Source organism: Neoroseomonas eburnea (assembly GCF_018129005.1).
Taxonomy (GTDB): domain Bacteria; phylum Pseudomonadota; class Alphaproteobacteria; order Acetobacterales; family Acetobacteraceae; genus Neoroseomonas; species Neoroseomonas eburnea.
The window spans coordinates 1-23,130 of sequence record NZ_JAAEDL010000048.1; the positions used below are offsets into that span (position 1 = coordinate 1).

The following is a 23,130-nucleotide window of genomic DNA, read 5'->3' on the forward strand; positions in this document are numbered from 1 at the left end:
GCGCCCGCGACCGTGGCCGCCACGCCCGCGGAGGTGGAGCCTGCCCCCGCGCCGGCCGCCGAACCGCCCATCGCCGCCGCGCCGGCCCCGGCGGCCGCGGCGACGCCCGACGCCCATCCCGAGGGCGCCGCCGGTGGCATCGCGGCGCCGCAGACCATCCGCGTCTCGGTGGACGTGCTCGAGGACCTGATGATGCTGGTCAGCGAACTGGTGCTGACCCGCAACCAGCTCCTGCAGCTCGCCCGCGCCAACCAGGCGGATGCCTTCGCCGTGCCGCTGCAGCGGCTGAGCCACATCACCTCCGACCTCCAGGAAGGGGTGATGAAGACTCGCATGCAGCCGATCGGCAATGCCTGGGCGAAGCTGCCTCGGCTGGTGCGGGACCTGGCGCATGAACTGGGCAAGAAGATCGAGCTCGACATGCGCGGCGCGCAGACCGAGCTCGACCGGCAGGTGCTGGAACTGATCCGCGACCCGCTGACGCACATGGTGCGCAATTCGGGCGACCACGGGCTGGAGACGCCCGAGCAGCGCCGCGCCGCCGGCAAGCCTGAGACCGGACGCATCCTGCTGAATGCCTACCATGAGGGCGGACACATCATCATCGAGATCGGCGACGACGGGCGTGGCCTGCCGGTCGAGAAGATCCGCGCCAAGGCGCTGGCGAACGGACTGGCGACGGAAGCCGAGCTCGCGCAGATGCACGAGCGTGACGTGTTGCGCTTCATCTTCGCGCCCGGCTTCTCCACCGCCCAGCAGGTCACCTCGGTCTCCGGCCGCGGCGTCGGCATGGATGTGGTGAAGACCAACATCGAGAAGATCGGCGGCACGGTCGAACTCGCCTCGAAGGAAGGCCGCGGCACCACCTTCACGATCAAGATCCCGCTCACGCTCGCCATCGTCTCGGCGCTGATCGTCGAGGCCGGCGGCGAGCGCTTCGCCCTGCCGCAGATCGGCGTGGTGGAGCTGGTGCGCGTCGGCGGCGGGCAGGAAGGCGCGCCGCGCATCGAGCGCATCAAGGACACGCCGGTGCTGCGCCTGCGCGACCGGCTGCTGCCGCTGGTCTCGCTGGCCGGGCTGCTGCGCCTCGCCTCGGCGGAGGAGGTGGCGCAGGAAGGCTTCGTCGCGGTGATGCAGGTGGGCGGGCAGGCCTTCGGCATCATCCTCGACCGCGTCTTCGACACCGAGGAGATCGTGGTCAAGCCGGTGGCGCCGATCCTGCGCCACGTGACGATGTTCAGCGGCAACACCATCCTCGGCGACGGCAGCGTCATCATGATCCTCGATCCCAACGGGATCGCGCGCGCCACCGGGGTCGGCGCCGACGCGCCGGCCGAGGAGCGCCGCCGCAACGTCGCCGCCAGTGCCGCGCTGCGTTCGGATGCGCGCAGCTCCCTGCTGCTCTTCCGCGCCGGGGACGAGACGCCGAAGGCGGTGCCGCTCGGCCTGGTGGCGCGGCTGGAGGACATTCCGGCGGAGCGCATCGAGATGTCGGGCGCGACGCCCGTGGTGCAGTACCGCGGCGGGCTGATGCCGCTGGTCGCGGTCTCGCCCGGCTGGATGCGACCGGCGGGCGCGGCGCGGCAGGCCGTGCTCGTCTTCACCGAGAACGACCGCACCATGGGGCTGCTGGTCGACGAGATCCTGGACGTGATCGAGGAGCGGCTCGACATCCAGCCCGGCTCCGGCCGGCCGGGATTCATCGGCAGCGCGGTGATCGCGGGCAAGGTGACGGAAGTGCTCGACACCGCCTACTGGCTCTCCTCGGCCGGGGATGACTGGTTCCGCGGCTCGCGTGGGGCCGCCTCCGGTGCCGCGCGGCCGCGCCTGCTGCTGGTGGAGGACAGCGCCTTCTTCCGGCATCTGGTGGTCCCGGCGCTCGCCGCCGACGGGTATGACGTGACCGCGGTGGACACGCCCGTTGCCGCGCTCCGGCTGCGCGAGGAAGGGGCCGAATTCGATGCCGTCGTCTCCGACATCGAGATGCCGGAGATGGACGGGCTCGCCTTCGCCCGCGCGCTGCGCGCCGGCGGTGCGTGGTCGGAGATGCCGCTGATCGCGCTCTCCTCCCGCGCCGATCCCGCCGATGTCTCCCGCGGGCGCGAGGCCGGCTTCACCGACTACGTCGCGAAATACGACCGCGAGGCCCTGTTGCAGTCGCTGCGCGATTGCCTCGGCGCGCCGCTCGCGGCCTGAAGGAGGAGGGAGCCGATGCAACATCAGGCCGTGTCCCCTGCACCGCCGCGCGCGGGCCTGCCGTCTGGTTCGACCGAACGGGAGGAGGATGAGGTCTTCCTCACCCTGACCGTCGCCGGGCAGGGCTGCGCGGTGCCCGTGCTGCTGGTGCGCGACGTGCTCGGGCCGCAGGCGATCACGCGCATCCCGCTCGCGCCCGCCGAGGTGGCGGGCAGCCTGAACCTGCGCGGGCGCATCGTGACCGCGGTCGATCTGCGGCTGCGTCTCGGCCTGCCGCCGCGCGAGTCCGGGGCGGCGCCGATGAGCGTCGTGGTGGAGCAGGCGGCGGAGCTCTATTCCCTGCAGGTGGACGAGGTCGGGGAGGTGGTGCCGCTGCCCGCCGCCGGCTTCGAGCCGAATCCACCGACCCTCGATGCGAGCTGGCGAGATGTCTCCCGCGGCGTGCACCGGCAGGAGAACCGGCTGGTGATCGCACTCGACGTCGACCGCGTGCTGGCGATCGGCTGAGGGAGGGCGCCATGGCGCAACGGACCTGCCTGGTGGTCGACGACAGCCTGGTCGTGCGCAAGGCCGCGCGCCGCATCATCGAGGGTTTCGGCTTCACGGTGCGCGAGGCGAAGGATGGGCAGGAGGCATTGGATGCCTGCCGCGAATCCCTGCCCGACGGCGTGCTGCTCGATTGGAACATGCCGGTGATGGACGGGATCACATTCCTGCGCGCCGCGCGCGCGGAATTCGGGCCGGAGCGGCCGCGCGTGGTGCTCTGCACGACGGAGGCGGAACTCGCGCGCATCGTCCAGGCGCTGGAAGCCGGCGCCCAGGAATACGTGATGAAGCCCTTCGACGCGGAGATCATCCGCGACAAGTTCACCCAGGCCGGGTTGCTGGAGGATGCGGCATGACCGTGCCGCCCCCGGCGGCGGAGGAAGTGCGGGTGATGCTGTGCGACGACAGCGCCACCACGCGCGCCATCCTCGCGCGCATCCTCGAAGGCGAGCCCGGCATTCGCGTCGTGCATCGCGCGGGCAACGGGCAGGCGGCGCTGGAGGCGCTGCCACTGACGCGGCCTGATGTCGTGCTGCTCGACCTCGAGATGCCGGTGATGGACGGCATGACGGCGCTGCCGCTGATCCTGAAGGCGGCGCCACGGGCGGCGGTGATCGTGGCCAGCGCGCTGACGCAGCGCGGCGCCAAGGCGGCGATCGCGGCGCTGGCGGCAGGTGCGGCGGACTACGTGCCCAAGCCACAGGGCGCGGCCGGTGGCGCGGCCGACCCCGGCTTCCGGGCCGAATTGCTGGCGAAGGTGCGCGGCTGGGCGCGGATGAAGCGGCGCGAAGGGACGGCGCCGGCGCCGCGCCTGCCAACGCCGCCGCCGCGCGCCCTGCCGCCGGCCTCCAGGGCGCGGCCGGCGCTGGTGGCGATCGGCTGTTCCACCGGGGGGCCGCAGGCGCTGGCGACCCTCGTGAAGCGCCTGCCGCGCCTTCCCGTGCCGGTCGTGCTGGTGCAGCACATGCCGGCCGGGTTCACGACGATGCTGGCGGAACACCTCGACCGTCTCGGTCCAAACCGCTGCGCCGAGGCGCAGGACGGGGAGGCATTGTCCGCCGGCCGCATCCACCTGGCGCCGGGCGACCGGCACCTGCTGGTGGAGGCGACGGCCGCCGGGCTGCGCGCGCGGTTGACCACCGATCCTCCGGTGAATTTCTGCCGCCCGGCCGTCGACCCGATGCTGCGCAGCGTCGTGCAGGCCTGCGGCGGGAAGCTGCTCGCGGTGATCCTCACCGGCATGGGGCAGGACGGGCTGGAGGGCTGCCGCGCCGTCACCGCCGCTGGCGGCACGGTGCTGGCGCAGGACGAGGCGAGCTCCGTGGTCTGGGGCATGCCCGGCGCCGTCGCGCGCGCCGGGCTGGCGGCCCAGCTCGCGCCTCCCGAGGCGTTGGCCGAGCGCATCGCCGCCCTGGCGGCCGAGAGGATCATCGCATGACGCCCGAGAGCTTCTCCTTCCTCGCCGGGCTGGTGAAGACGCGGTCGGGCATCGTGCTGACCGCGGACAAGGGCTACATGCTGGAGACGCGGCTCGGCCCGATGCTGCGGCGGGAAGGCCTGACGGGGCTCGATGCGCTGGCGCTGCGCCTGCGGTCCCCGCGGGAGGAAGCTCTCGCGGCCGAGGTGGTCGAGGCGCTGACCACCAACGAGAGCTCCTTCTTCCGCGACGGCAAGCCCTTCGAGCATCTGCGGAAGCTGCTGCCGGCGCTGGCGGCCGCACGACCGGCGGGACAGCCGATTCGCATCTGGTCGGCGGCCTGTTCCTCCGGGCAGGAGGCCTATTCGGTCGCCATGGTCGCGGCGGAGCTGGGCCCGGCGCTGGGCGGTCGGCGCGTCGAGATCCTCGGCACCGACCTGTCGCGGGAGATGGTGGAGCGCGCACGCGACGGGGTCTTCACCCAGTTCGAGGTGCAGCGCGGCCTGCCGGTGCAGATGCTGGTGAAGCACTTCCGCCAGGAAGGGCAGCGCTGGCAGGTGGCGCCGGAGCTGCGCGCCATGACGCGCTGGCAGGTGTTCAACCTGCTGGACGACGCACGCGGCCTCGGCCGCTTCGACGCCATCTTCTGCCGCAACGTGCTGATCTATTTCGACTCGCCGACCAAGTCGCGGGTACTGGCGATGCTCTCGCGCATGCTCGCGAGGGATGGCGTGGTCTATCTCGGCGGCGCGGAGACGGTGCTCGGCCTGACCGACCGGCTGGTGCCGGCGCCGGGCGAACGCGGCGTCTACGAACCGGCAAGGGCCGCAGCGCATGCGGGCTGACGCGGCCGCGCTGCGGCACCGTGCGGGAGGGCAGCCGATTCGCTTGCGGCCGGGCCATCTGGGCCCGGCCAGGGCAATGCGGCAATCAGGCCGCGTGCATGTCTGCCAGTTCGGCGGGCTGTCCGGTGGCGGGCGCGGCCGGCTGCCACGCTGTGCCCTGAGCCGCGGCGGGTTCGCGCAGAACGTAGCCGCGACCCCAGACGGTGCCGATGAGGTCGCTCGCGCCTGCCTGGGCGAGCTTCTTCCGCAGCTTGCAGATGAAGACGTCGATGATCTTCACCTCCGGCTCGTCGATGCCGCCATAGAGGTGGTTGAGGAAGGCCTCCTTGGTCATCACCACGCCCTTGCGCAGGGCGAGGAGTTCCAGGATCGCGTATTCCTTGCCCGTCAGGTGGACGGTGCGGCCCCCGACCGTAACCTCCCGCGAGCCAAGGTTGAGATTGAGCGGCCCGACCGACAGCGTCGGCTGGCTGAAGCCCTTCGCGCGGCGGACGATGGCCTGCAGCCTGGCAACCAGTTCGTGTTGGTCGAAGGGCTTGGTGATGAAGTCGTCGGCGCCCATGCCGAAAACCTTCACCTTGGTCTGCGGGCGGCTGACGCCGGAGAGGATGAGGACCGGCGTTTCGATGCGGGCGGCGCGCAGGCGACGCACCACTTCGGACCCGTCGATGTCCGGCAGCATGAGGTCCAGGATCACGATATCGTAATCGTAGAGGCGGGCCAGCTCGACGGCCTCCTCACCCGTGTCGGCAGTGTCCGCGATCATGCCCGCCTGCTTGAGCATCAAAGTGATGCCCCGCGCGGTTGTGAGATCATCCTCGACCAACAAGACACGCATTCCGCTGCCCTCTCACGCTGCGAGGACAGAATACCACCTATGCGTGCATTTTCAAGCGCGTTTTATCATATTTTCGCCTCAAGAAAAAAACGTAAACATTCCAGATGATATAATTCTCAGGAAAAACGACATGTTGGCGTTCTTATCTCACCGAGAGCTCCTGGAGGGAAGCTACCCAGGGTTGTGGTGCCTCGCGCGGCATGAAATGCCCCACGCCGGCGACAACCTCCCGCCGGAAGGGGCCGGTGAAGTGAAGCGCGCAGCCTTCGCTGTTGGCCGGCGGGTCCACCCCGTCCTCGGCCCCATGCAGCACGATAGTGGGCACCGCGATGCGCGGCCGCCGTGCCAGGCGGGCCTCGATGTCCTCCAGCGCCGGATCGCCCGGTGCCGCCCGATGCCGGTGGCGATAGGAGTGCACCACGGTCGCCACGAAATCGGGGTTGTCGAAGCTCGCAGCGGTCAGGGCGTATTCCGCCTCGGTCAAGGGGTAGGTGGGCGACCACAGGCGCCAGAGCAGACGACAGAATGCCGCGCGCCCGGTCTCGAGTCCGGCCACGCCCCGTTCGGTGTGAAGGTACCATTGGTACCAGTAGCTGAGTTCCCGCTCGGGCGCCGCCGGGCGGATCGAGCCGCCAATGTCCTGGATGTTGTAGCCGGTGGCCGACACCAACCCGCGCACGCGGTCCGGCCACAGCGCCGCGACGATGCAGGCGGCCCGTCCGCCCCAGTCATAGCCGGCGAGCAGCGCGCGGCCGATGCCGAGCGCGTCCATCAGCGCCAGCAGGTCCGCCCCCAGTGCGGCCTGCTGGCCGGAGCGCAGGGTGGCCGGGTCGCGATAGCGGGTGGGGCCATAGCCCCGCAGATACGGCACCACCACGCGAAAGCCGGCCGCAGCGAGGGGCGGCACGACGCCGTCCCAGGTGCGTACGTCGTCAGGGAAGCCGTGCAGCAGGACGGCCGGCTGGCCATCCCGCGGCCCATGCAACTCCACCGCGACGTCCAGCGCCCCGGCGGTGACCATGACATGGGGCATGCGCGCGCTCCCTTCGCTGACGGGCACGATCCTCTATCGCCAGCGGCGGTGCATCCAGAGCCACTGTCCCGGGTGTTCGCGCACCCAGCCGGCGATGACGTCGTTCATCGCCTGGGTGGCGCCTCCGACGTCGATCAGACCCTCCGCGTCGCGCGGCAGGGCGATCTCCTCCGTCAGTTCCAGCCGGAAGCGGCCGCCTGGCAGGCGGATGGCGCGCGCGCCATGCACCGGGCAGTCGAAGCGCCGCGCAAGCTGCGCCAGCAGCGGGTTCGCGAAGGCGGGCCGGCCGAGGAATTCGATCCGCGGCCCACGCCCGAAGCGCTGGTCCACCAGCATGCCGATGTGCCGCCCGCGCTCAAGTGCCTTGGCCAGCTTGAAGGGTGCGGACATGCCTGCGGCAACCAGCGTGCCCATGCTGTCCTGGCGCAGGCGCAGGATTTCCTTCGCCACCGCCGGGCTGTTCGGCGTGCGATAGAGCACCGCGCTTTCGATGCCGTGCTTCGCCGCGGCGATCGCCGGCAATTCCCAGTTCGCGAGATGCGCCGAGAAGACGATCGCCGGCTTCCCGTCGTCGCGCAGCCGGTTGTACAGCGCGATGGTTTCCGGGCTGGCGGTGATGTGCCCGGCCTCGGGACGCTCAAGGTCGAAATCCCAGATGCGGTCCATGTGTACGTACTCGCAGGCGACGCGGCCGAGATTGTCCCACGCCTCGCGCAGGATGGCGGCGCGCTCCGCCTCGCCCTTCTCCGGGAAGGCGCCGGCGATGTTCTCCCGCCCGATGCGGTTGGCGCTGGTCAGCGGACCGAGATTGCGGGCGAGAAAGGCCCCCAGCCGGGGGCCGAAATCCGGCCCGAGCAGGCGCAGCAACGCGAAGGCGCCGCGGACCACAAATCCGAACAGCGCATCCGCGGCACGCCAGAGCCGGTACTTAAAGCGTAACAACGATCTTCCCGAAGACGCGCCGGCTCTCCAGCCGGTCGAGCCCTTCCGTGAAGCGTTCCACCGGCAGCACCGTGTCGAGCACCGGCAGGATGCCGCGCGCCATCTTCGCGTAGCCGTCGGCGATGTTGCGCATCGAGGCGCCGAAGGACCCGAAGATGCGAAGCTGGCGCTGGAACAGCATCATCAGGTTGGTTTCGGCCGAAACGCCCGAGGTGGACCCGCAGGTCACCAGCCGCCCGCCCATGCGCAGCGACAGGAGGCTGCCCGCCCAGGTCGAGGCGCCGACATGCTCGAACACCACGTCCACGCCGACCTTGCCGGTCACGCGCCGGGCCACTGTCGGGAAATTCTGCGTCGTGTAGTTCACCACATGGTCGGCGCCGAGCGCGCGGGCCTTGGCGCATTTCTCGTCGTCGCCGGCGGTGGCGATGACGGTGCAGCCCATCTCCTTGGCGATCTTCACCGCCACCGTGCCGATGCCCGACCCCGCAGCATGCACCAGGATGGTCTCGCCGGGTTCGAGCTTCGCATTGTCGAACAGCATGTGCTCGACAGTGGAGAAGGTGATCGGGCCGCAGGCCGCGTCCTCCCAGGAGATGCCCTCCGGCACGCGCACCAGCAGGCGCGCTTCCTGGTTCACCAGCTCGCAGGCGAAGCCGCCGACATGGAAGCCCTTCACGCCGCGGACGTCCTCGCAGAGGTTGTCCTGGCCCGCGAGGCAGCGCCGGCACTTGCCGCAGGTCAGCGCGCCATAGGGGGCGGCGCGGTCGCCGACCTTCCAGTTCGTCACGCCCGCGCCGACGGCGACGACCTCGCCGACCGCTTCGGCGCCGACGGTCAGCGGCATCTCGCGCTTGGCGAAGGCCATGCCGCGGAAGCCCCAGACGTCGATGTGGTTCAGCGCGACAGCATGGATGCGCAGCGTCACCTCGCCGGGGGCGGGCGGGGGCGGCGGGGGCACCTCCTCGAGGCGCAGGTCGCGGTCGGCATGCAGGCGCAGGGCACGCATCAAGGCATCTCCTGAAATCGGGGGGAGAAGAGAACTTCTCCCCCCGAACCCCCCTCAACCTTCCTTGTCATTCGGGAACCGACCGCAAAGGCCGGTGCCAAAAAGCCAAAGAAGGGAGGGGGTTCGGGGGAGGTTCTCCTCCCCCGACCTTCAAACCAAACTCAGGGCGCCGCGCTCACCACGAGGCACACATTCTGCCCGCCGAACCCGAAGGAATTCGACAGCACATGGCGAAGCCCGCTCACCTTCCGCGCGACATTCGGCACCACATCGAGCGTGATCGTCGGATCCGGCTCGTGGTGGTTGATCGTCGGCGGCAGGATCTGGTCGCGGATCGTCAGCAGGGACAGCGCCGCCTCGATCGCCCCGGCGGCGGACAGCGTGTGCCCGATCATCGACTTGTTGGACGAGATCGGCGGCGGCGCGTCACCGAAGACGGCGCGCATGCCGAGCGTTTCCATCTTGTCGTTCTCGGGCGTGCTGGTGCCGTGCGCATTGACATAGCCGATGTCGCCCGGGGCAAGCCCCGCATCGGCGATGGCGTTGCGCATCGCGCCGATGATCGCATGCCCGTCCGGGTTGGACCGCGTGCGATGGAAGGAATCGGCACGTTCGCCGCAACCCGAGACGATGCCCAGCACCGTGGCGCCGCGCTTCGTCGCGTGCTCGAGGCTTTCCAGCACGAGCGCGGCCGCGCCCTCGCTCATCACGAAGCCGTCGCGCCTCTTCTCGAAGGGGCGGGAGGCCCCCTCGGGGTCGTCGTTGCGCGCAGTCAGGGCCGAGAGCAGGGAGAAGCGGATCACCGCCTCCTGCTGCACGGAGCCGTCGGCGCCGAGCGCGATCGCCGCGTCGGATTCGCCGCGCTGGATCGCCTCCACCGCCATCTGGATGGCCGAGGCGCCGGTGGCGCAGGCGGTGGTGAGCGCGATCGGGGCGCCGCGCGTGCCGAAACGGGCCGCGAGGCGTTCGCCGACGCCGCCGAAGAGGAAGGTCTCGTAGATGTCGGCGCGGCCGGTCGCGGCCTTGGTGATGGCAGGATAGGCGCCATTGCCGTTGGCCTGGCGGGCAAGCGCGAAACGCTGCGGCCATTCGAGTTCGACCGGCGGCATGCCGACCATCAGCGGGCCGGGGAAGGCGCCAGGCTCGCCGAGCGCGGCCTGGCTGAGCGCCTCCTCGACCGCCGAGGCGGCCATGCGCTCGACCCGCACGGCGGAGGAGACGGGTTCACCACCTGCGGCTTCCTCGGGCAGTTCCACCGTGCCGGCGATGGTGGTGCGCAGCTTGTCCACCGGGAAGCGGCGGATGCGGGAGATGCCGGACTTGCCGGCCGTGATCGCCGCCCAGTTCGCCTCGCGCCCCCAGGCGAGAGGGGTGACGAGGCCGATGCCGGTGACCGCGACGAGCGGGCGCCCGAGATGGTCCTTCATGCCGCGCGCTCCAGAAGGGCGAGTGCCTCGCCGCGCCATTGCCCGAAGCCGGTGACGAGGATGCGGTCCACCGGGCCGTCTCCGGCGTCGGCGGGATCCATGGCGGGGAAGAAGCCGCCGCGCGACAGCGCCAGGGCGCCGAGCGCGACATTGGCCGGGAAGGCGGCCTCGACGCCGTGGCCGAGCAGCGAGCCCGTGCGCCGCACCGCGGCGTCGCCGAGGCTGGCCAGGAAGGCTTCCTCCTCGGTCCGTGCCTCGGCGACGCCGGTCATGCCGGAGAGCACGCCGAGCCCGTCCCTGGGCGCACCGAGCTTCTGCCACAGAGCCCGCGCCGTCGCGGCCGACCTTCCCGCGCGCCCATGCGTCGCATCGGTCGCCACGCCGGCCAGCTTCGCGAGCGGCGTCGCACCGCGCGCGGCGGCGTGTTCCGCCGTCTCCAGCACCAGGAAGGCGCCGAGCGCCCCGCCGACGAAGCCGCCCGCGCCGCTGCGTGCCGAGACCGGCGCGAAGGGCCCGCGCCACAGCGCATCCCCCGCGCCATAGAGCAGCAGCAGGTCCCAGCGCTGGGAGGCATAGGCGCCACCTACCAGCGCGATGCCGCCGCGGCCTTCGGACAGCCGGGCGGCGGCGATGCGCACCGCATCGGCGGCGGCCGATTCCTCGCCCATGAAGGTGCGGGAGGAGCCGGTCACGCCATGCACGATCGAGATATTGCCGGCGAGCAGGTTGGACAATTGCGCGAGGAACAGCGTCGGCCGCAGTTCGGTGGCGAGCTTTTCGTTCAGCGCGGGGCCGGCCTCATCGGGCGGGGTGGCGCAGAAGGCGGTCGCCACCGCCTCGTCCACCGCGATGTCGCGCTCGCCGCCGCCGGCGGCGACGATCAGGTGCATGTCGGCGACCAGGCCGCGCGCGCCGGCCTGGTCGATGGCAAGACCTGCGGCATAGGTGCCGAGGCGCTGCCAGGGCTCCATCTGCCGCTGGTCGCCCTTCTTCGGGATCTGCGCGTCGAGCGAGAGCGCCGGCAGCGGATGAACCGGATAGGGGGCGAAGGCGGCTTCGTCGACCACCGGCTTCGCACCGGGCCGCGACAGCACGTCCCAATGCGTGTCCGGGCCTTCGCCGAGCGAGGAGACGAGGCCGATGCCGGTGATGACGACGTCCTGGCGGATCATGCGAGGCCGAGCTCCTTCCCGCGGCTGCGCATGGCGGCCGCGAGTTCGGGGGCGGGGAAGTCCATGATGCGCAGCGTCAGCTCGGCATCGCAGATGCGCTTGCCGGCGGCTTCGATGCGCGCCTGCGTCACCGCGTAGCCGGAGCCGTCATGGATGCGCCTGGCATGGACGGTGACGGGGGTGGAGGGACCGACGAAGGAGCGGAACTTCGCCTCCTTCACGCCCATCAGGAAGGGCATGCGGGAGAAGTCCATCAGCTTCAGAAGCAGCCAGCCGGAGGCCTGGGCCATGGTCTCGACCAGCAGCACGCCGGGCATCAGCGGATAGCCGGGGAAGTGGCCCTCGAAGACCGGGGAAGCCTCGGGGATGGTGCTTTCGACGACGATGGCCTCGCCGTCGAGCGAGGCCACCCGGTCCACCATCTGGAAATATTCAAGGCGCAAGGCGGGGACTCCCCGGCCGTGGCGCGGCCTCAGCCGGCCTTGGCGGCGACCAGCTCGTCGATGCGGGCGGCCAGGTTCTTCATGACGAAGTACTGCTCGGCCGGGGCATTGCCGGCGTTGACTTCCTGCGTCCAGGCCTCGACCGGCACCTTGATGCCGAAGGCCTTGTCGATGGCGAAGACGATGTCGAGGAAGTCGAGGCTGTCGATGCCGAGGTCGTTGATGACGTGGCTGTCGGGCAGGATGTTCTCGCGCGGCACTTCGCTGTTCTCGGCGATGATGTCGGCGATGCGGTCGAAGGACGAGGCCATGGGTGGCCCTCCGTGCGGAATCAGGGGTCGAAAGGGGATCGGGGGGCGTCTTTCGCGCGAATGGGGGCGGAAGGCAAGATTCGCCCCCTGCCGTGGCGCAGACCCGCCTGGGCGCTGACGGAACTGCGCAAGACAACACATAACTATCTGGTTGACTGTTGCGCCGAAAGAGCGTGGACTGCCGCTGTCCGGCCGCGATCCGCGCGGTCCGGCCGCGATCCGCGCGGTCCGGCCGCGAGGAGGGGCTTTCCAGGCCCCATCAAGCACCACTCAAGCCGGGAGCCTCCGACGCCGATGATCCCCTACCTCCATTTCGACGGTACCTGCGAGGAAGCCTTTCAGTTCTACGTCAAGGTCCTGGGCGGCGAGATCACCGCGATGATGGCGCATGAGGGCACGCCTGCCGCGGAGCATGTGCCGCCCGAATGGCGCGGCAAGATCATCCATGCCCGGCTCAAGGCCGGGAGCCAGGAACTCATGGGCTCGGACGCGCCGCCGGGCATGTTCCGTCCGATGCAGGGTTTCAGCGTGTCGCTGCACCCGGACACGGGGGCGGAGGGCAAGCGGATCTTCGACGCGCTGTCGGAAGGCGGCACGGTTCACATGCCCTTCGCGCCGACCTTCTGGTCGACCCAGGGCTTCGGCATGTGCGTCGATCGCTTCGGCGTGCCCTGGATGGTGAACTGCCCATGAGCGCCGTGCAGAACGGGGGCGCGATCCGCCCGCCGGTATGGTTCCGCCTGATCGCCGTGCTGGCCCTGCTGTGGAACCTGGCCGGGGTCGGTGCCTTCGCGATGCAGGCCTCGATGGGCGCCGAGACGGTGGCGGCGCTGCCGCCGGCGCAGCGGGACCTCTGGTTCGGCATGCCGGGTTGGGCGTGGGTGGCCTACGGGCTTGCCGTCGCGGCGGGGACGCTGGGCGCGGTCGGCCTGCTGCTGCGTCGGGGGTGGGCGCTGCCGGCCTTCGTCGTCGGCTTGGCGACGGTCGTCGTGCAGTTCACCTATCCCTTCCTCATGACGGACGCGCTGTCGGTCATGGGGCCGGGGATGGCCGTGCTGCCGCTCGCCATCGTGGTGATCGCGGTAGCGGAGGTCCTGGCCGCGCGCGCCTGGCGAGGGCGGGGATGGCTGCACTGAGACCAACGGCCGCTATTCGCGGCCGCTGGCATCGGCCGTTTCGTGCCCTCATGCGCCGGGCGCAAACCTCCGGTTTGCTTGGCTTCGCCGGACCACCGGCGGGCCGCTTTCGCGGCCTCGGCACGAGTCACAAACTCGTGCCGCCGGTATGAGGCCGCAGGGCGCGCCGGCCGCCAGCAGGAGCGGTTCGCCGGGGTCCCGCGCGTCTTCGGGGCGACCCGACGCGCCGGTGGGATCTGGTGCGGGTGGTCGGTTTCGAACCGACACTCCGTTGCCGGAAACGGATTTTGAGTCGTCGCAGATGGGCTATGCCGAACATACCCGGTTGCCTGCCTCTGCGCTACTACGCCCTGAAAACACTGGGCTTTTGGGGCCATGGAGCGAAAGTCGGACCGCCGGCCATACGCCCGGGCCCGATCTCCCGCCGCACCTATGCCGCACCCGGGATCGGGCCCCCGAAGGAGGTCCCATGCCCAAGCTCAAGCTCACCAAGACCGTCGTCGACGGTGCCAGGCCCGAAGCCAAGGACTACGAAATCCGTGACACCGTCACGCCGGGCTTCCTGCTGAAGGTCACGCCGTCAGGACGCCGCATCTTCATGCTGGCCTACACCGCCGCGAACGGCCAGCGGCGAAAGCCGGCGATCGGCCGTTATGGCGAACTGACCGTGGAGCAGGCGCGTGGCATCGCGCAGGACTGGCTTGCCGATGTCCGTCGCGGCAGCGACCCCAGCGCCGACCGCGCAGTGGCGCGCGCCGCGCCGACAGTGAAGGAGCTCTGCCAGCGGTTCATCAGCGACTACTCGCTCCCGCGCAACAAGCCGAGCACAGTCCGCGGCAACCGCGTCAACATCAACGCCCACATCATCCCGAGGCTGGGCCATCTCAAGGTGCCGGACGTTACACGCAGCGACGTCGCGCGCCTGATCGCCGGCATGGAGCGAACGCCTACCGCCGCGAACCACACGCTCGCCTGCCTGCGCAGGATGTTCGGCATGGCCGAGGTTTGGGGATACCGACCCGATGGAACCAACCCGACGCGGCACATCCCGAAGTATCCGCAGAAGGGGCGCACACGGCTGATCACCGATGACGAGTTGCGGATGCTGTTCGCGTATCTCGACCGTGCCGACACGGAGGGGCTCGAGCATCCGTTCCTCACACTGGCAATCCGCCTGCAGTTTGCCTTCGCGGCCCGTCGCTCCGAGATCCTCGACCTGCAATGGGAGTGGGTGGATTTCGCAAACCGCCGTGTGGCTTGGCCGGACAGCAAGACCGGTGGGATGTCGAAGCCGTTGAGCGCGGAAGCCATCGATCTTCTGCGCAGCGCACCGCGGATCGAAGGCTCGCCTTACGTGGTGCCGTCGATCTTCGATCCGGCCAAACCGATGTCCGGCCACACCTACACGCACGGATGGACCCGCATCCTGGAACGCGCCGGACTGCAGCATTGTGGCACGCACGCGATCCGTCATCGCGCCGCGACCGACATCGCGAACTCCGGCGTTCCGTTGAAGGTCGGCATGGCGCTGACAGCGCACAAGACGGTGACAATGTTCATGCGCTACGTCCACGCGGAAGACGATCCCATCCGCGCGGCGGCGGAAGTCGTGTCGGCGCATCGGCGCAGCGTGGTGTCAGGGACTGCTGTTCTGTCGCCGCCAGAAGACACCAAGGCACCCGCCGCACCCGCGCCTGAAGCAGAGGTGTCTGCGTCAGCCGATGTTCCACATGGCTTGGAGGAACGTTCGAGCAACGTGCGCACCGGGCTACGGAACTACCGGCCCTTCCGAAAGCGCAGCGGTCCAAATCGGTCGGCTCCGCCGAACACGAAGTCGGCATCGGAGGAGGCGGACCATGTCTGACTGCCGCAATGCCGGCGGACGCTGGCCGCCTGCCGAGATCATGCGTCGCGCTGTGCTGGAGAAGGACGCTGGCCCGATCCCGTTCGTCGATACGGAGGCCGCAGCCCGCCACTTGGCGCTTACTCCCCACACGCTCGAGTGCTACCGCTCCGTCGGCGGCGGGCCGGCCTTCTACAAATTCGGGCGGCATGTCCGATACGCGGTGCGGGATCTCGATGCCTGGGCGGCCGCACGTCGCCATGAGCGAACCCGGGGCGACGGATCACGGCGATACTGACGCTGCCTCCCTCCACGTTGCAGTGCGCTTTCGACGCGCGGAGTGCTGAGGCCTGCGCTGGCCGTGGCGATGGCCCAATAAGAGTGAGAGCGCTGCGGCTTTCGCCGTGACGGGTTTCGGGGCCGAGAGAGAGGCTCGCGGCCGGCCCGTCATGGAGAACCGCAATGACCCACTCCGCGACGCGGCCGGCCCCGAGCGGCCGCGCCTTCGGTGACCGCGCGAACCTCTACGACGAGATCACCGACAGGATCATCGCCGAACTCGAGACCGGACGCCTGCCCTGGGTGCAGCCCTGGGGAACCTCCGGTGTGGCCGCGCCGCTCGCCCTGCCGAAGAACGCATCGACCGGCCGTCGCTACTCCGGGATCAACGTCCTCATCCTCTGGGGCGCCGTCGTCGAGCGCGGCTACGCCGGCCAGAGCTGGCTCACCTTCCGCCAGGCGCTCGCGCTCGGCGGCAGCGTGCGCAAGGGCGAGCGTGGCACCACCGTCGTCTACGCCGATCGGTTCATCCCCGGCGAGGAGCGCCAGCGCGCGCAGGAAACGGGCAAGGACGCCCGCGCGATCCACTTCCTCAAGCGCTTCACCGTGTTCAATGTCGAGCAGTGCGACGGCCTGCCGCCCGAACTCGCCGCGGCGGCGGCGCCCGCGGATACCTCGCTCATCGAGCCGCGGGTCCAGGCGCTGATTGTGACCTCGGGCGCCGATCTCCGCATCGGCGGCGAGCGCGCCTACTACGACGTGCTTGGCGACTTCATCCGCGTGCCGCCGCCGCAGGCTTATTTCCAGCCGATCGACTGGCACCGCACCGCGCTGCATGAGCTCGGCCACTGGACGGGGCACGCGGCGCGCTTGGGCCGGGAGATCGCGAACAGGTTCGCCTCCAAGAAGTACGCGCAGGAGGAACTGGTCGCCGAGATGACCGCCGCGTTCACCTGCGCCGCGCTCGGCATTGTGCCGACGGTGCGCCACGCGGACTACATCGGCTCGTGGCTGGAGGTGCTGCGCGAGGACAATCGCGCGATCGTCCGCGCGGCGAGCGCTGCATCGAAGGCAGCTGACTTCCTGCTCGCCTTTGCGCCCGATGGCGAAGGGGTGAACGCGAGCCCAGATGTGGGGCACATCGAAGCGCCACGAGGGGAATTCGGCTTGACCCAGCGGCTCACCGCGGAGAACCCTTCTGCCATGAGCGGTTGCGAACGATGACGAAGCGCAATGCGACCCTTCCCGACCGGCAGCCTGACGGCGCCAGCGACCGACGCTGGGTCGTGATCGGCGAGGATGGGCGGTACGTTACGCTCGGCCGGGCAGTAGACCCTACGGAGGACGAGGTGCGCGACGTTGAGCGGCAGCTTGCCGCCCAGGGTCTTGGCGGCTGGCTCGCCGTGATGTCGTGCTCGCCCTACGGCCCGGTCATGCCCTCGCTCATGATGGTTCGACCACTGGCGTCACCGTCTCGCACTTGGGACGCCGCGGAACAGGCATGCCGCGCGTTGATCACCTCGCAGCGCACGGCGGCGTAGCTCCCCCCGACGCACAGCGAGCCCCGCGTCGAAGGCGACCGACTACCCTCTTGCCCTTGCCGCGAATGGGGAGTCGGCGGACGGCAACGCCAAGGCAGCGCCGTGATGCGCCCCTGTTCCGTCAACACGCTCGACACTTGTTCGTCGACAGATCAGCAGGCCTGGGCCCGACAAAAAGGCCAAAGTCGTGCCCAGGGGCGATGCGTCCGTTATTGGCCCCCCCGGGTGGCCAAGATCGGCGGCTCTTCAGAGTCTGAGACATCCCTCATTGAGGCCCCGGTAACCGGTTCATCTGCCCCTCGTGGTTCTTGGATAGCCCGTCTCTGCTTCTGGAACAGGGCGTCATCGGCAGTATTGCTCGGACCTGCGCTCTTGGACGCCGGGATCATCGTCCACGCCAAACGGCGCGTCTGGACCCGCGATAGGACAGCGGCGTCACGATGCCGACCGACCGAGCCTGTCTGCGGATGTCCGAATAGCCGCGCCGCACGGCCCAGAACAGCGCGTCCACCACCCCCTTCGGATCGTCGGTGGGCTGGTGGTTCGTCACCACGATCGTGTCCACGTCGGGCCGGGTCACGACGCCGTCGACCTTCCGGGGCCGGATCGCCGTGTCCCGCTTGTAGGAGCCGGAGAGGAAGTCCGTGACCATCAGCGCCTTGAACTCACTGTCGGCCCACAGATGATCCCGCAGCGCGCGGTGGGCGCTGGCGGCGTTGGCCTTTGTGGTGGCGCTCGGCTCAATGTCCTGCAGCAGTTCCAGAAAGCGCGCGTGGGGAACCATTCTGGGGAGCCTCGGGCTGAAAAAGTGCTCTTGGCGGTAGCCGCGGTTTGGCCTTCGCCGTGCGTCCGATACCGCCGTTCGATCCAGGGCGTCGGCGAGGAGCGTGGCCCCAAGTAGCATCTACCATAGAGCACCGAGTCGGCGAGGTATCTGATCCCTGGCGAGAACGTCCGCGCGCCCGGTCGGCGGAACAATCCGCGGCCATCATTAGCTCGGTGGTGAGGCGGATGCGGTCCGGGTCGGCCCGGGTCGCCCTGGAGGCCGCGCTCGCCATAGGCAGCGATGCAGGGAGCTCAGCCAAACTACGCCCCAAAAACATGACGCCGGCTGCGCTGTTTGGATGTCCGGTGAGGGAGGTGGACCGGACCGTAGAGGGAAAGCACTTCACTACCGCTTTCCGCCCAAGGAAGACGGTCGTCGATTTTGCACAAACTAGGGTTCCACGCTTGCCGCCGGCCTTGCGGTGATCGACAGGAGCGGCTTGGCCTTTGATGTCACCCACGATCCCGCGATGCGCGGGCCGGATGGTCGCGATCATCGAGTCCGCCGGCCCGCCGCCCTGGGGTGCCTGTTCCTACGCGCCGCTCGCGGCTGTCGCGGATGCCTATCGCGCGGCCGGGGCAGAGGTGTGGAACCTCCCCGCTGCGGCTCCAACGGCGCGCAGAGAGTGAGAGGGCCGAGGCGGTCTTCGTGACGGGTTAAGGGTCGGGAGAGAGGCTCCCGGCCGGCCCGTCATGGAGAACCCCCATGTCGAAGTCCGCCCCGAAGGTCGCGCTCTCCGCCTCGCGCGACATCCCCTTCAACCGCCTCGTGCTCAGCCAGGCGAATGTCCGCCGCATCAAGGCCGGCATCGCCGTCGAGGAGCTGGCCGAGGACATCGCCCGGCGCACCCTGCTCCAGAGCCTCACTGTCCGCCCCGTGCTGGACGAGGAAGGCCGCGAGACCGGCATATTCGAGGTCCCCTCGGGCGGCCGCCGCTACCGCGCGCTCGAACTGCTGGTGAAGCAGAAGCGCCTCGCCCGCACCGCGCCGATCCCCTGCATCATCCGCACCGAGGGCATCGCCGAGGAGGACAGCCTGGCCGAGAACGTGCAGCGCGCCCCGCTGCACCCGCTCGACCAGTTCCGCGCCTTCCAGGCCCTGCGCGAGCGCGGCCGCTCGGAGGAGGAGATCGCCGCAGCCTTCTTCGTGTCGGTCGGCGTCGTCCGGCAGCGGCTGCGCCTCGCCGCCGTGTCGCCGCGCCTCCTCGACCTCTACGCCGAGGACGGCATGACGATCGAGCAGCTGATGGCCTTCACGGTCAGCCCCGACCATGAGCGCCAGGAGCAGGTGTGGGAGGCGCTGCAGCGCTCCTACACGAAGGAGCCCTACCAGATCCGCCGCCTGCTGACCGAGGGCGCCGTCCGCGCCTCCGACAAGCGCGCGCGCTTCGTTGGCGCCGAGGCCTACGAGGCGGCGGGCGGGCTGATCCTGCGCGACCTGTTCCAGCCCGACGACGGCGGCTGGTGGCAGGATGCCGGGCTGCTCGACCGGCTCGCACGCGAGCGGCTGGAGCGCGAGGCCGAGGCGATCCGCGCCGAGGGCTGGCGCTGGGTCGAGACCGCGCCCGACTTCCCGTACGGCCACAGCTACGGCCTGCGTCGCCTCTCCGGCGAAGCGCAGCCGCTGACCGAGGAGGAGACCGCGCGGCGCGATGCGCTCCAGGCCGAGTTCGATCGGCTGGAGCAGGAATGCGCCGAGGCCGACGAGGTGCCGGAGGAGACCGATCGGCGCCTGGCCGAGATCGAGGAGGCGCTGGCCGCATTCGAGGACCGGCCCGTCGCCTACGATCCCGACGAGATGGCGCGCGCCGGCGTATTCGTCAGCATCGACGGCTCGGGCGTGCTGCGTGCCGAGCGCGGCTATGTCAGGCCGGAGGACGAACCGCCGATCACGGCCGATCCGGAGCAGGAGCAGGTCGAGACCGACCAGCCCCAGGCAGGTGCGGAGCCGGAGGGCGAGACCAGGTTCGAGCCCATCGCCGGCCCGGCCGCCCCGCCCACCGCGCCGCCGGAGGAGGACGAGGGCATCCGCCCGCTTCCCGACCGGCTGCTGACCGAGCTCACCGCGCACCGCACCCTCGCGCTGCGCGATGCGCTCGCCGCCGATCCGCAGACGGCCTTCCTCGCCGCGCTGCACGCGCTCTGCCTGCGCCTGTTCTACCGCTACGGCCTCGACTCCTGCCTTGAGATCGAGCCGAAGAGCGCGCTGTTCTCCGCCCAGGCGCCGGGCCTCGCCGACACCGCCTCGGCACGCGCCATCGAGGCCCGCCACGCGCGCTGGCTGGCGCAGATGCCGACGGAGCTTGGCGAACTGTGGCCAGTCCTCGCCGGCTTCGACGCCGACAAGCGCCTCGGTCGGCAGAAGAGCCACCGCGATCACTATCTGCGAGACCGGGGTCTCGGACGGTTCGTCACTGGCATTTACAGCCGACGCCAAGCCGTGGCCGCGATGGTGGGGATCCTTCTAGATCCCGAAGCTGAGGTAGTTCCCGGCATCCGCGACGCCTTAAGTGATGCGGCTCTGGCGACGCTCCTCCGTCTGCGTCCGGCGGCGTCGGGCTTGCCTTATGCCCGGCCGTCCGTGTTGTTCTCCGGCGCCGATTTCGACACCGACCACGAGCGCGACGCCAGATTGGCCCCCGTGCACAGCTACATTCGCGTCTCGCACTTCTTCTTCGCGTTCGGCTACCCGACCAGCAGCCGGTGGCCGAAACGCTGACGACTTCCGTTACTATGTCCATCCTTGGCGTGAAGGGCCTGACATGTGCGGGCACCTCGCTGTGCTCGCGGCACACCATGAGCAATTCGCGCAGTGCGACGTAGCCGGCTACTTGCCCAGATCGCGCCCGCTGCCGCCTGTCTCGAACCCAGCAGCGAACCCACTGCTCCCGGTCAGGACGGACCGCCATACGATGAAGGTGTACGCTCAGTCCCTTGGACGCCGGCAGTCTGTCGATCGCGTCTTGCGCGTGAACCAGCACTCCCCGCAGGTTACTGCATCCGCGCCCTTCTCTCCGGCGATCGGGCCGGAGCCGAACCCTCCCCGCAACGCCGTCGCGCAGCTTTCTTCCCCGCGGCCCTGACGGGGCCGCTTCCTCGCGAGGCAAGAAAGCCGCGCGTCGCCGTCCTCCGCTGCGCTGCGGCCCTCCGGCTTCGCCTGCGGGTGCCGGTCCGTCCCGCCCCCGGCCGGGTGATCGCCACGAAGGCCGCGATGGGCGCGGCCCGTGACAGCGAGGACCCGGCCATGACCGACCGCTTCGACGACGCCGAACCCACCCACGCCGCCTCCGCCACCGCGCACCTGCTCGACGAGCTCCAGCTCCACGGCTACCGCCCCTTCGCCGACGAGCCCGACCCGCGGCCACTGCCCGATCCCGACCGCCTCTCCGGCGCCGTCGCCGACATCTTCGACGCACTGGTCGCCAGCCTCGGCGAGACGCGCCTCGAGCCCGATCTGCCCGACCTGCTCTGGTCGTTGGTCAACCTTTTCCATCGCGGCATCGACCGCATCTGCCGTGAACTCGACACCAACGAGGCCGCGCAGCAGCGCTCCCAGCGCGAGCAGGACGGCTCCGAGGTCCGCTCCGTCGAATTGGAACGCCTCCTCGCCCAGGGCCTCACGCTGATCGAACGCCGCAACGCCTTTGAGTTCCTCCGCGATGCCGCCGCCGAGCACTTCGAGCACCACACCGGCTCTGCCTGGCGCCCGCGCGCGGGATCGATGGTCAGCCGCCGCACGATGACCGCGGCGATGATCGACAGCCGCGACTTCCTCGCCGCCAGGCGCCGCGCCGAGACCGAGCCTCTTCTGCCCCCGGGCGTGCGCATCGCCTTCGCCGGCGGCGTCGAATGCAACGACCACCAGCGCATCTGGGCCGCGCTCGACCGCGTGCATGCAAAGCACCCCGAAATGGTGCTGCTGCATGGCGGTACGCCGAAGGGCGCCGAGCGCATCGCCGCCTGCTGGGCTGAGCAGCGCAAGGTGCCGCAGATCGTCTTCAGGCCGGACTGGCACCGCCACGCCAAGGCCGCGCCCTTCAAGCGCAACGACGCGCTGCTCGAGACGCTGCCGATCGGTGTCATCGTCTTCTCCGGCTCGGGCGTCACCGACAACCTGGCCGACAAGGCGAAGCGGCTTGGCATCCCGCTCTTCGACTTCCGCCGGGGCGGCGGGTAGCGCCGCCCGCACGACGATGCGCTCGCGCAAAGGCGAACCGCTGCGCGCCCGCGATCCGCTACAATCGCAGCGCATCATCGCGCCTCGACCGGGGAGGGTCGCATGACGCTGGGTGTCATCGTCAGCCTGTTCGGCCTCGGCACGATGCTCGTGCTGCTGTTCACGCTCGCCATCTACGCCGTGCCGTTCCTCGTCGGGCTGACGGTCGGCATGTGGGCGTTCGAGACGGGCGCGGGCGTGATCGGCGCCGTGGTGGTCGGCCTCGTCGCGGGCGTGATCGCGCTGTTCGCCGCGCAGCTGCTCTTCGCCTCGGTGCGCTCACTCGCCCTGAGGGCCGTCATCGCGCTGCTGTTCGCCGCACCGGCAGCCGTTGCCGGCTACCACGCGGTGCTCGGGATCTCGGCGCTGCTCGTGCCGTCGGAGGCCTGGCGGCACGTCTTCGCGGCGATAGGCGGCCTGGCCGTGGGTGTCTCCGCGGCAGTGCAGCTGGCTGCGTTCGCGGGCGCCGGCGCCCAGCCGAGGCAGGTCACCGCTGGCCGTCCTGACGCGGAGTTCGCCGAAGGGGCGGAACCGGATCAGCCTCGCCTGCCAGCCCGCTCAACGGCACGCCTGCCCGCGCCGTTATCGGGATCGCGCGGCTGAGCCGAAGGAGGGCGGCCCTCGTCGCGAACATCCGCGCCGCGACCCGTACAGCCGGCAAGATGCGCCACAGGATAAGCATCTCGCCTTCCCCGTTCCGGCCGGATCCTCCCTTGTGCACGCCTTGGGCGCCGTGACCGCGATGCCTGGTCCATCGCCCTTGTGTCGGGCGTGGCGACCGTCGCCTGCTGTCTCCGTGGTCCGTCCGGTGTCGCGCTGCCACGCTGCCTCGGATGGCCTGATCTGGCCGCGGGACGGCTGACGCCTCGGGCGCCTCGGCCGCAACGGCGCCGGTGCGACTTTCTTCCCCTGGCAACCCACCCCACGCGGCAAGCCGCGCGGGGACCCCGGGTGGGCCATTCCTCGCGAGGCAAGAAAGTCTCCCAGCCCCGTCCTCCGCTGCGCTGCGGCTCCTGAGGAGTGCGTCGGCGCCCGCCCCCGGCCGGACGATCGCCATCGAGATCCTATGAGGGCGGACCGGCGACCTGCTCAGGTGCGGCGGGTGTCATTG

The 23,130-nt window shown here is 70.2% G+C and carries 23 protein-coding genes; 14 read left to right on the plus strand and 9 right to left on the minus strand.

All coding sequences use genetic code 11. The features are described 5' to 3' along the window. From GXW74_RS26050 to GXW74_RS26070, 5 genes are all read left to right on the plus strand, one after another. The coding region (locus tag GXW74_RS26050) for a hybrid sensor histidine kinase/response regulator (RefSeq protein WP_272877369.1) at positions 1 to 2,196 on the plus strand (2,196 nt) is incomplete at its 5' end. Between the two features lie 15 nt (positions 2,197 to 2,211). Then, positions 2,212 to 2,703, plus strand: coding sequence for a chemotaxis protein CheW (locus GXW74_RS26055; RefSeq protein ID WP_211849640.1), 492 nt, complete (start codon positions 2,212 to 2,214; stop codon positions 2,701 to 2,703). A gap of 11 nt (positions 2,704 to 2,714) precedes the next feature. Beyond that, on the plus strand, positions 2,715 to 3,098 hold the full coding sequence (locus tag GXW74_RS26060) for a response regulator (protein WP_211849641.1): 384 nt from the start codon (positions 2,715 to 2,717) through the stop codon (positions 3,096 to 3,098). Beyond that, the gene (gene cheB, locus GXW74_RS26065) at positions 3,095 to 4,180 is read left to right on the plus strand and encodes a chemotaxis-specific protein-glutamate methyltransferase CheB (protein ID WP_272877370.1); all 1,086 of its coding nucleotides are present in this window, start codon (positions 3,095 to 3,097) and stop codon (positions 4,178 to 4,180) included. The genes GXW74_RS26060 and cheB overlap by 4 nt, the downstream gene beginning before the upstream one ends. Beyond that, complete coding sequence (locus GXW74_RS26070) at positions 4,177 to 5,004, plus strand: CheR family methyltransferase (protein WP_211849642.1); 828 nt, start codon at positions 4,177 to 4,179, stop codon at positions 5,002 to 5,004. The genes cheB and GXW74_RS26070 overlap by 4 nt, the downstream gene beginning before the upstream one ends. A gap of 85 nt (positions 5,005 to 5,089) precedes the next feature. On the opposite strand, the gene ctrA is transcribed toward GXW74_RS26070, so the two are convergent. The 8 genes from ctrA to GXW74_RS26110 form a co-directional block, all read right to left on the minus strand. After that, the gene (gene ctrA / locus GXW74_RS26075; protein WP_211849643.1) at positions 5,090 to 5,842 is read right to left on the minus strand and encodes a response regulator transcription factor CtrA; all 753 of its coding nucleotides are present in this window, start codon (positions 5,840 to 5,842) and stop codon (positions 5,090 to 5,092) included. Between the two features lie 142 nt (positions 5,843 to 5,984). Continuing rightward, positions 5,985 to 6,875, minus strand: a complete 891-nt coding sequence (locus GXW74_RS26080; RefSeq protein WP_246524176.1) for an alpha/beta fold hydrolase — start codon at positions 6,873 to 6,875, stop codon at positions 5,985 to 5,987. 33 nt (positions 6,876 to 6,908) lie between these two features. Then, positions 6,909 to 7,817 carry a lipid A biosynthesis lauroyl acyltransferase gene (locus GXW74_RS26085; protein ID WP_211849644.1) on the minus strand — a complete coding sequence of 303 codons (909 nt, stop codon included), beginning with the start codon at positions 7,815 to 7,817 and terminating at the stop codon, positions 6,909 to 6,911. After that, positions 7,804 to 8,826: a zinc-binding dehydrogenase gene (locus tag GXW74_RS26090; RefSeq protein ID WP_211849646.1), complete on the minus strand. Its 1,023-nt coding sequence runs from the start codon at positions 8,824 to 8,826 to the stop codon at positions 7,804 to 7,806. The genes GXW74_RS26085 and GXW74_RS26090 overlap by 14 nt, the downstream gene beginning before the upstream one ends. Before the next feature lie 161 nt (positions 8,827 to 8,987). Continuing rightward, a complete protein-coding gene (locus GXW74_RS26095) occupies positions 8,988 to 10,253 on the minus strand; it encodes a beta-ketoacyl synthase N-terminal-like domain-containing protein (protein WP_211849648.1) in 1,266 nt (421 codons plus the stop codon). Continuing rightward, the gene (locus GXW74_RS26100; RefSeq protein WP_211849650.1) at positions 10,250 to 11,425 is read right to left on the minus strand and encodes a beta-ketoacyl-ACP synthase; all 1,176 of its coding nucleotides are present in this window, start codon (positions 11,423 to 11,425) and stop codon (positions 10,250 to 10,252) included. The genes GXW74_RS26095 and GXW74_RS26100 overlap by 4 nt, the downstream gene beginning before the upstream one ends. Continuing rightward, positions 11,422 to 11,868, minus strand: coding sequence for a 3-hydroxyacyl-ACP dehydratase FabZ family protein (locus GXW74_RS26105; RefSeq protein WP_211849652.1), 447 nt, complete (start codon positions 11,866 to 11,868; stop codon positions 11,422 to 11,424). The genes GXW74_RS26100 and GXW74_RS26105 overlap by 4 nt, the downstream gene beginning before the upstream one ends. Positions 11,869 to 11,897: 29 nt before the next feature. Then, positions 11,898 to 12,179, minus strand: a complete 282-nt coding sequence (locus tag GXW74_RS26110; protein WP_211849654.1) for an acyl carrier protein — start codon at positions 12,177 to 12,179, stop codon at positions 11,898 to 11,900. A gap of 294 nt (positions 12,180 to 12,473) precedes the next feature. Here GXW74_RS26110 and GXW74_RS26115 point away from each other — a divergent pair, with 294 nt between their 5' ends. From GXW74_RS26115 to GXW74_RS26140, 6 genes are all read left to right on the plus strand, one after another. Continuing rightward, positions 12,474 to 12,872, plus strand: coding sequence for a VOC family protein (locus GXW74_RS26115; protein ID WP_211849656.1), 399 nt, complete (start codon positions 12,474 to 12,476; stop codon positions 12,870 to 12,872). Next, on the plus strand, positions 12,869 to 13,315 hold the full coding sequence (locus GXW74_RS26120; RefSeq protein ID WP_211849657.1) for a hypothetical protein: 447 nt from the start codon (positions 12,869 to 12,871) through the stop codon (positions 13,313 to 13,315). Before GXW74_RS26115 ends, GXW74_RS26120 begins: the two co-directional genes overlap by 4 nt. A 469-nt stretch (positions 13,316 to 13,784) precedes the next feature. Then, complete coding sequence (locus GXW74_RS26125) at positions 13,785 to 15,179, plus strand: site-specific integrase (protein WP_211849659.1); 1,395 nt, start codon at positions 13,785 to 13,787, stop codon at positions 15,177 to 15,179. Beyond that, entirely contained in the window at positions 15,172 to 15,456 is a 285-nt protein-coding gene (locus GXW74_RS26130) for a helix-turn-helix domain-containing protein (protein WP_246524178.1), read from the plus strand. Before GXW74_RS26125 ends, GXW74_RS26130 begins: the two co-directional genes overlap by 8 nt. Positions 15,457 to 15,620: 164 nt before the next feature. After that, the gene (locus GXW74_RS26135; RefSeq protein WP_211849661.1) at positions 15,621 to 16,661 is read left to right on the plus strand and encodes an ArdC family protein; all 1,041 of its coding nucleotides are present in this window, start codon (positions 15,621 to 15,623) and stop codon (positions 16,659 to 16,661) included. Continuing rightward, the gene (locus GXW74_RS26140) at positions 16,658 to 16,978 is read left to right on the plus strand and encodes a hypothetical protein (RefSeq protein ID WP_211849663.1); all 321 of its coding nucleotides are present in this window, start codon (positions 16,658 to 16,660) and stop codon (positions 16,976 to 16,978) included. Before GXW74_RS26135 ends, GXW74_RS26140 begins: the two co-directional genes overlap by 4 nt. Before the next feature lie 385 nt (positions 16,979 to 17,363). Here the strand turns inward: GXW74_RS26140 and GXW74_RS26145 are convergent, their stop codons facing one another. After that, positions 17,364 to 17,762 (minus strand): SMODS domain-containing nucleotidyltransferase, encoded by a 399-nt coding sequence (locus GXW74_RS26145; RefSeq protein WP_211849664.1) that lies wholly within the window; start codon positions 17,760 to 17,762, stop codon positions 17,364 to 17,366. Between the two features lie 747 nt (positions 17,763 to 18,509). Between GXW74_RS26145 and GXW74_RS26150 the strand changes: the two genes are divergently transcribed. The 3 genes from GXW74_RS26150 (at position 18,510) to GXW74_RS26160 (ending at position 22,622) form a co-directional block, all read left to right on the plus strand. Further along, entirely contained in the window at positions 18,510 to 20,522 is a 2,013-nt protein-coding gene (locus GXW74_RS26150) for a ParB/RepB/Spo0J family partition protein (protein ID WP_211849666.1), read from the plus strand. A gap of 525 nt (positions 20,523 to 21,047) precedes the next feature. After that, positions 21,048 to 21,980: a DUF2493 domain-containing protein gene (locus GXW74_RS26155; RefSeq protein ID WP_211849669.1), complete on the plus strand. Its 933-nt coding sequence runs from the start codon at positions 21,048 to 21,050 to the stop codon at positions 21,978 to 21,980. 102 nt (positions 21,981 to 22,082) lie between these two features. Continuing rightward, positions 22,083 to 22,622: a hypothetical protein gene (locus GXW74_RS26160; protein ID WP_211849670.1), complete on the plus strand. Its 540-nt coding sequence runs from the start codon at positions 22,083 to 22,085 to the stop codon at positions 22,620 to 22,622. Positions 22,623 to 23,130 lie beyond the last annotated feature (508 nt).

What these genes read in the sequence shown, in the direction of transcription:
- GXW74_RS26140 (WP_211849663.1), top strand. Translation starts at nt 16,658, where the DNA reads ATGACGAAGCGCAATGCGACCCTTCCCGACCGGCAGCCTGACGGCGCC.
- ctrA (WP_211849643.1), bottom strand. Translation starts at nt 5,842, where the DNA reads ATGCGTGTCTTGTTGGTCGAGGATGATCTCACAACCGCGCGGGGCATC.
- GXW74_RS26060 (WP_211849641.1), top strand. Translation starts at nt 2,715, where the DNA reads ATGGCGCAACGGACCTGCCTGGTGGTCGACGACAGCCTGGTCGTGCGC.
- GXW74_RS26135 (WP_211849661.1), top strand. Translation starts at nt 15,621, where the DNA reads ATGACCCACTCCGCGACGCGGCCGGCCCCGAGCGGCCGCGCCTTCGGT.
- GXW74_RS26095 (WP_211849648.1), bottom strand. Translation starts at nt 10,253, where the DNA reads ATGAAGGACCATCTCGGGCGCCCGCTCGTCGCGGTCACCGGCATCGGC.
- GXW74_RS26110 (WP_211849654.1), bottom strand. Translation starts at nt 12,179, where the DNA reads ATGGCCTCGTCCTTCGACCGCATCGCCGACATCATCGCCGAGAACAGC.
- GXW74_RS26150 (WP_211849666.1), top strand. Translation starts at nt 18,510, where the DNA reads ATGTCGAAGTCCGCCCCGAAGGTCGCGCTCTCCGCCTCGCGCGACATC.
- GXW74_RS26090 (WP_211849646.1), bottom strand. Translation starts at nt 8,826, where the DNA reads ATGCGTGCCCTGCGCCTGCATGCCGACCGCGACCTGCGCCTCGAGGAG.
- GXW74_RS26115 (WP_211849656.1), top strand. Translation starts at nt 12,474, where the DNA reads ATGATCCCCTACCTCCATTTCGACGGTACCTGCGAGGAAGCCTTTCAG.
- GXW74_RS26080 (WP_246524176.1), bottom strand. Translation starts at nt 6,875, where the DNA reads ATGCCCCATGTCATGGTCACCGCCGGGGCGCTGGACGTCGCGGTGGAG.
- GXW74_RS26125 (WP_211849659.1), top strand. Translation starts at nt 13,785, where the DNA reads ATGCCCAAGCTCAAGCTCACCAAGACCGTCGTCGACGGTGCCAGGCCC.
- GXW74_RS26120 (WP_211849657.1), top strand. Translation starts at nt 12,869, where the DNA reads ATGAGCGCCGTGCAGAACGGGGGCGCGATCCGCCCGCCGGTATGGTTC.
- GXW74_RS26155 (WP_211849669.1), top strand. Translation starts at nt 21,048, where the DNA reads ATGACCGACCGCTTCGACGACGCCGAACCCACCCACGCCGCCTCCGCC.
- GXW74_RS26055 (WP_211849640.1), top strand. Translation starts at nt 2,212, where the DNA reads ATGCAACATCAGGCCGTGTCCCCTGCACCGCCGCGCGCGGGCCTGCCG.
- GXW74_RS26160 (WP_211849670.1), top strand. Translation starts at nt 22,083, where the DNA reads ATGACGCTGGGTGTCATCGTCAGCCTGTTCGGCCTCGGCACGATGCTC.
- cheB (WP_272877370.1), top strand. Translation starts at nt 3,095, where the DNA reads ATGACCGTGCCGCCCCCGGCGGCGGAGGAAGTGCGGGTGATGCTGTGC.
- GXW74_RS26145 (WP_211849664.1), bottom strand. Translation starts at nt 17,762, where the DNA reads ATGGTTCCCCACGCGCGCTTTCTGGAACTGCTGCAGGACATTGAGCCG.
- GXW74_RS26070 (WP_211849642.1), top strand. Translation starts at nt 4,177, where the DNA reads ATGACGCCCGAGAGCTTCTCCTTCCTCGCCGGGCTGGTGAAGACGCGG.
- GXW74_RS26130 (WP_246524178.1), top strand. Translation starts at nt 15,172, where the DNA reads ATGTCTGACTGCCGCAATGCCGGCGGACGCTGGCCGCCTGCCGAGATC.
- GXW74_RS26100 (WP_211849650.1), bottom strand. Translation starts at nt 11,425, where the DNA reads ATGATCCGCCAGGACGTCGTCATCACCGGCATCGGCCTCGTCTCCTCG.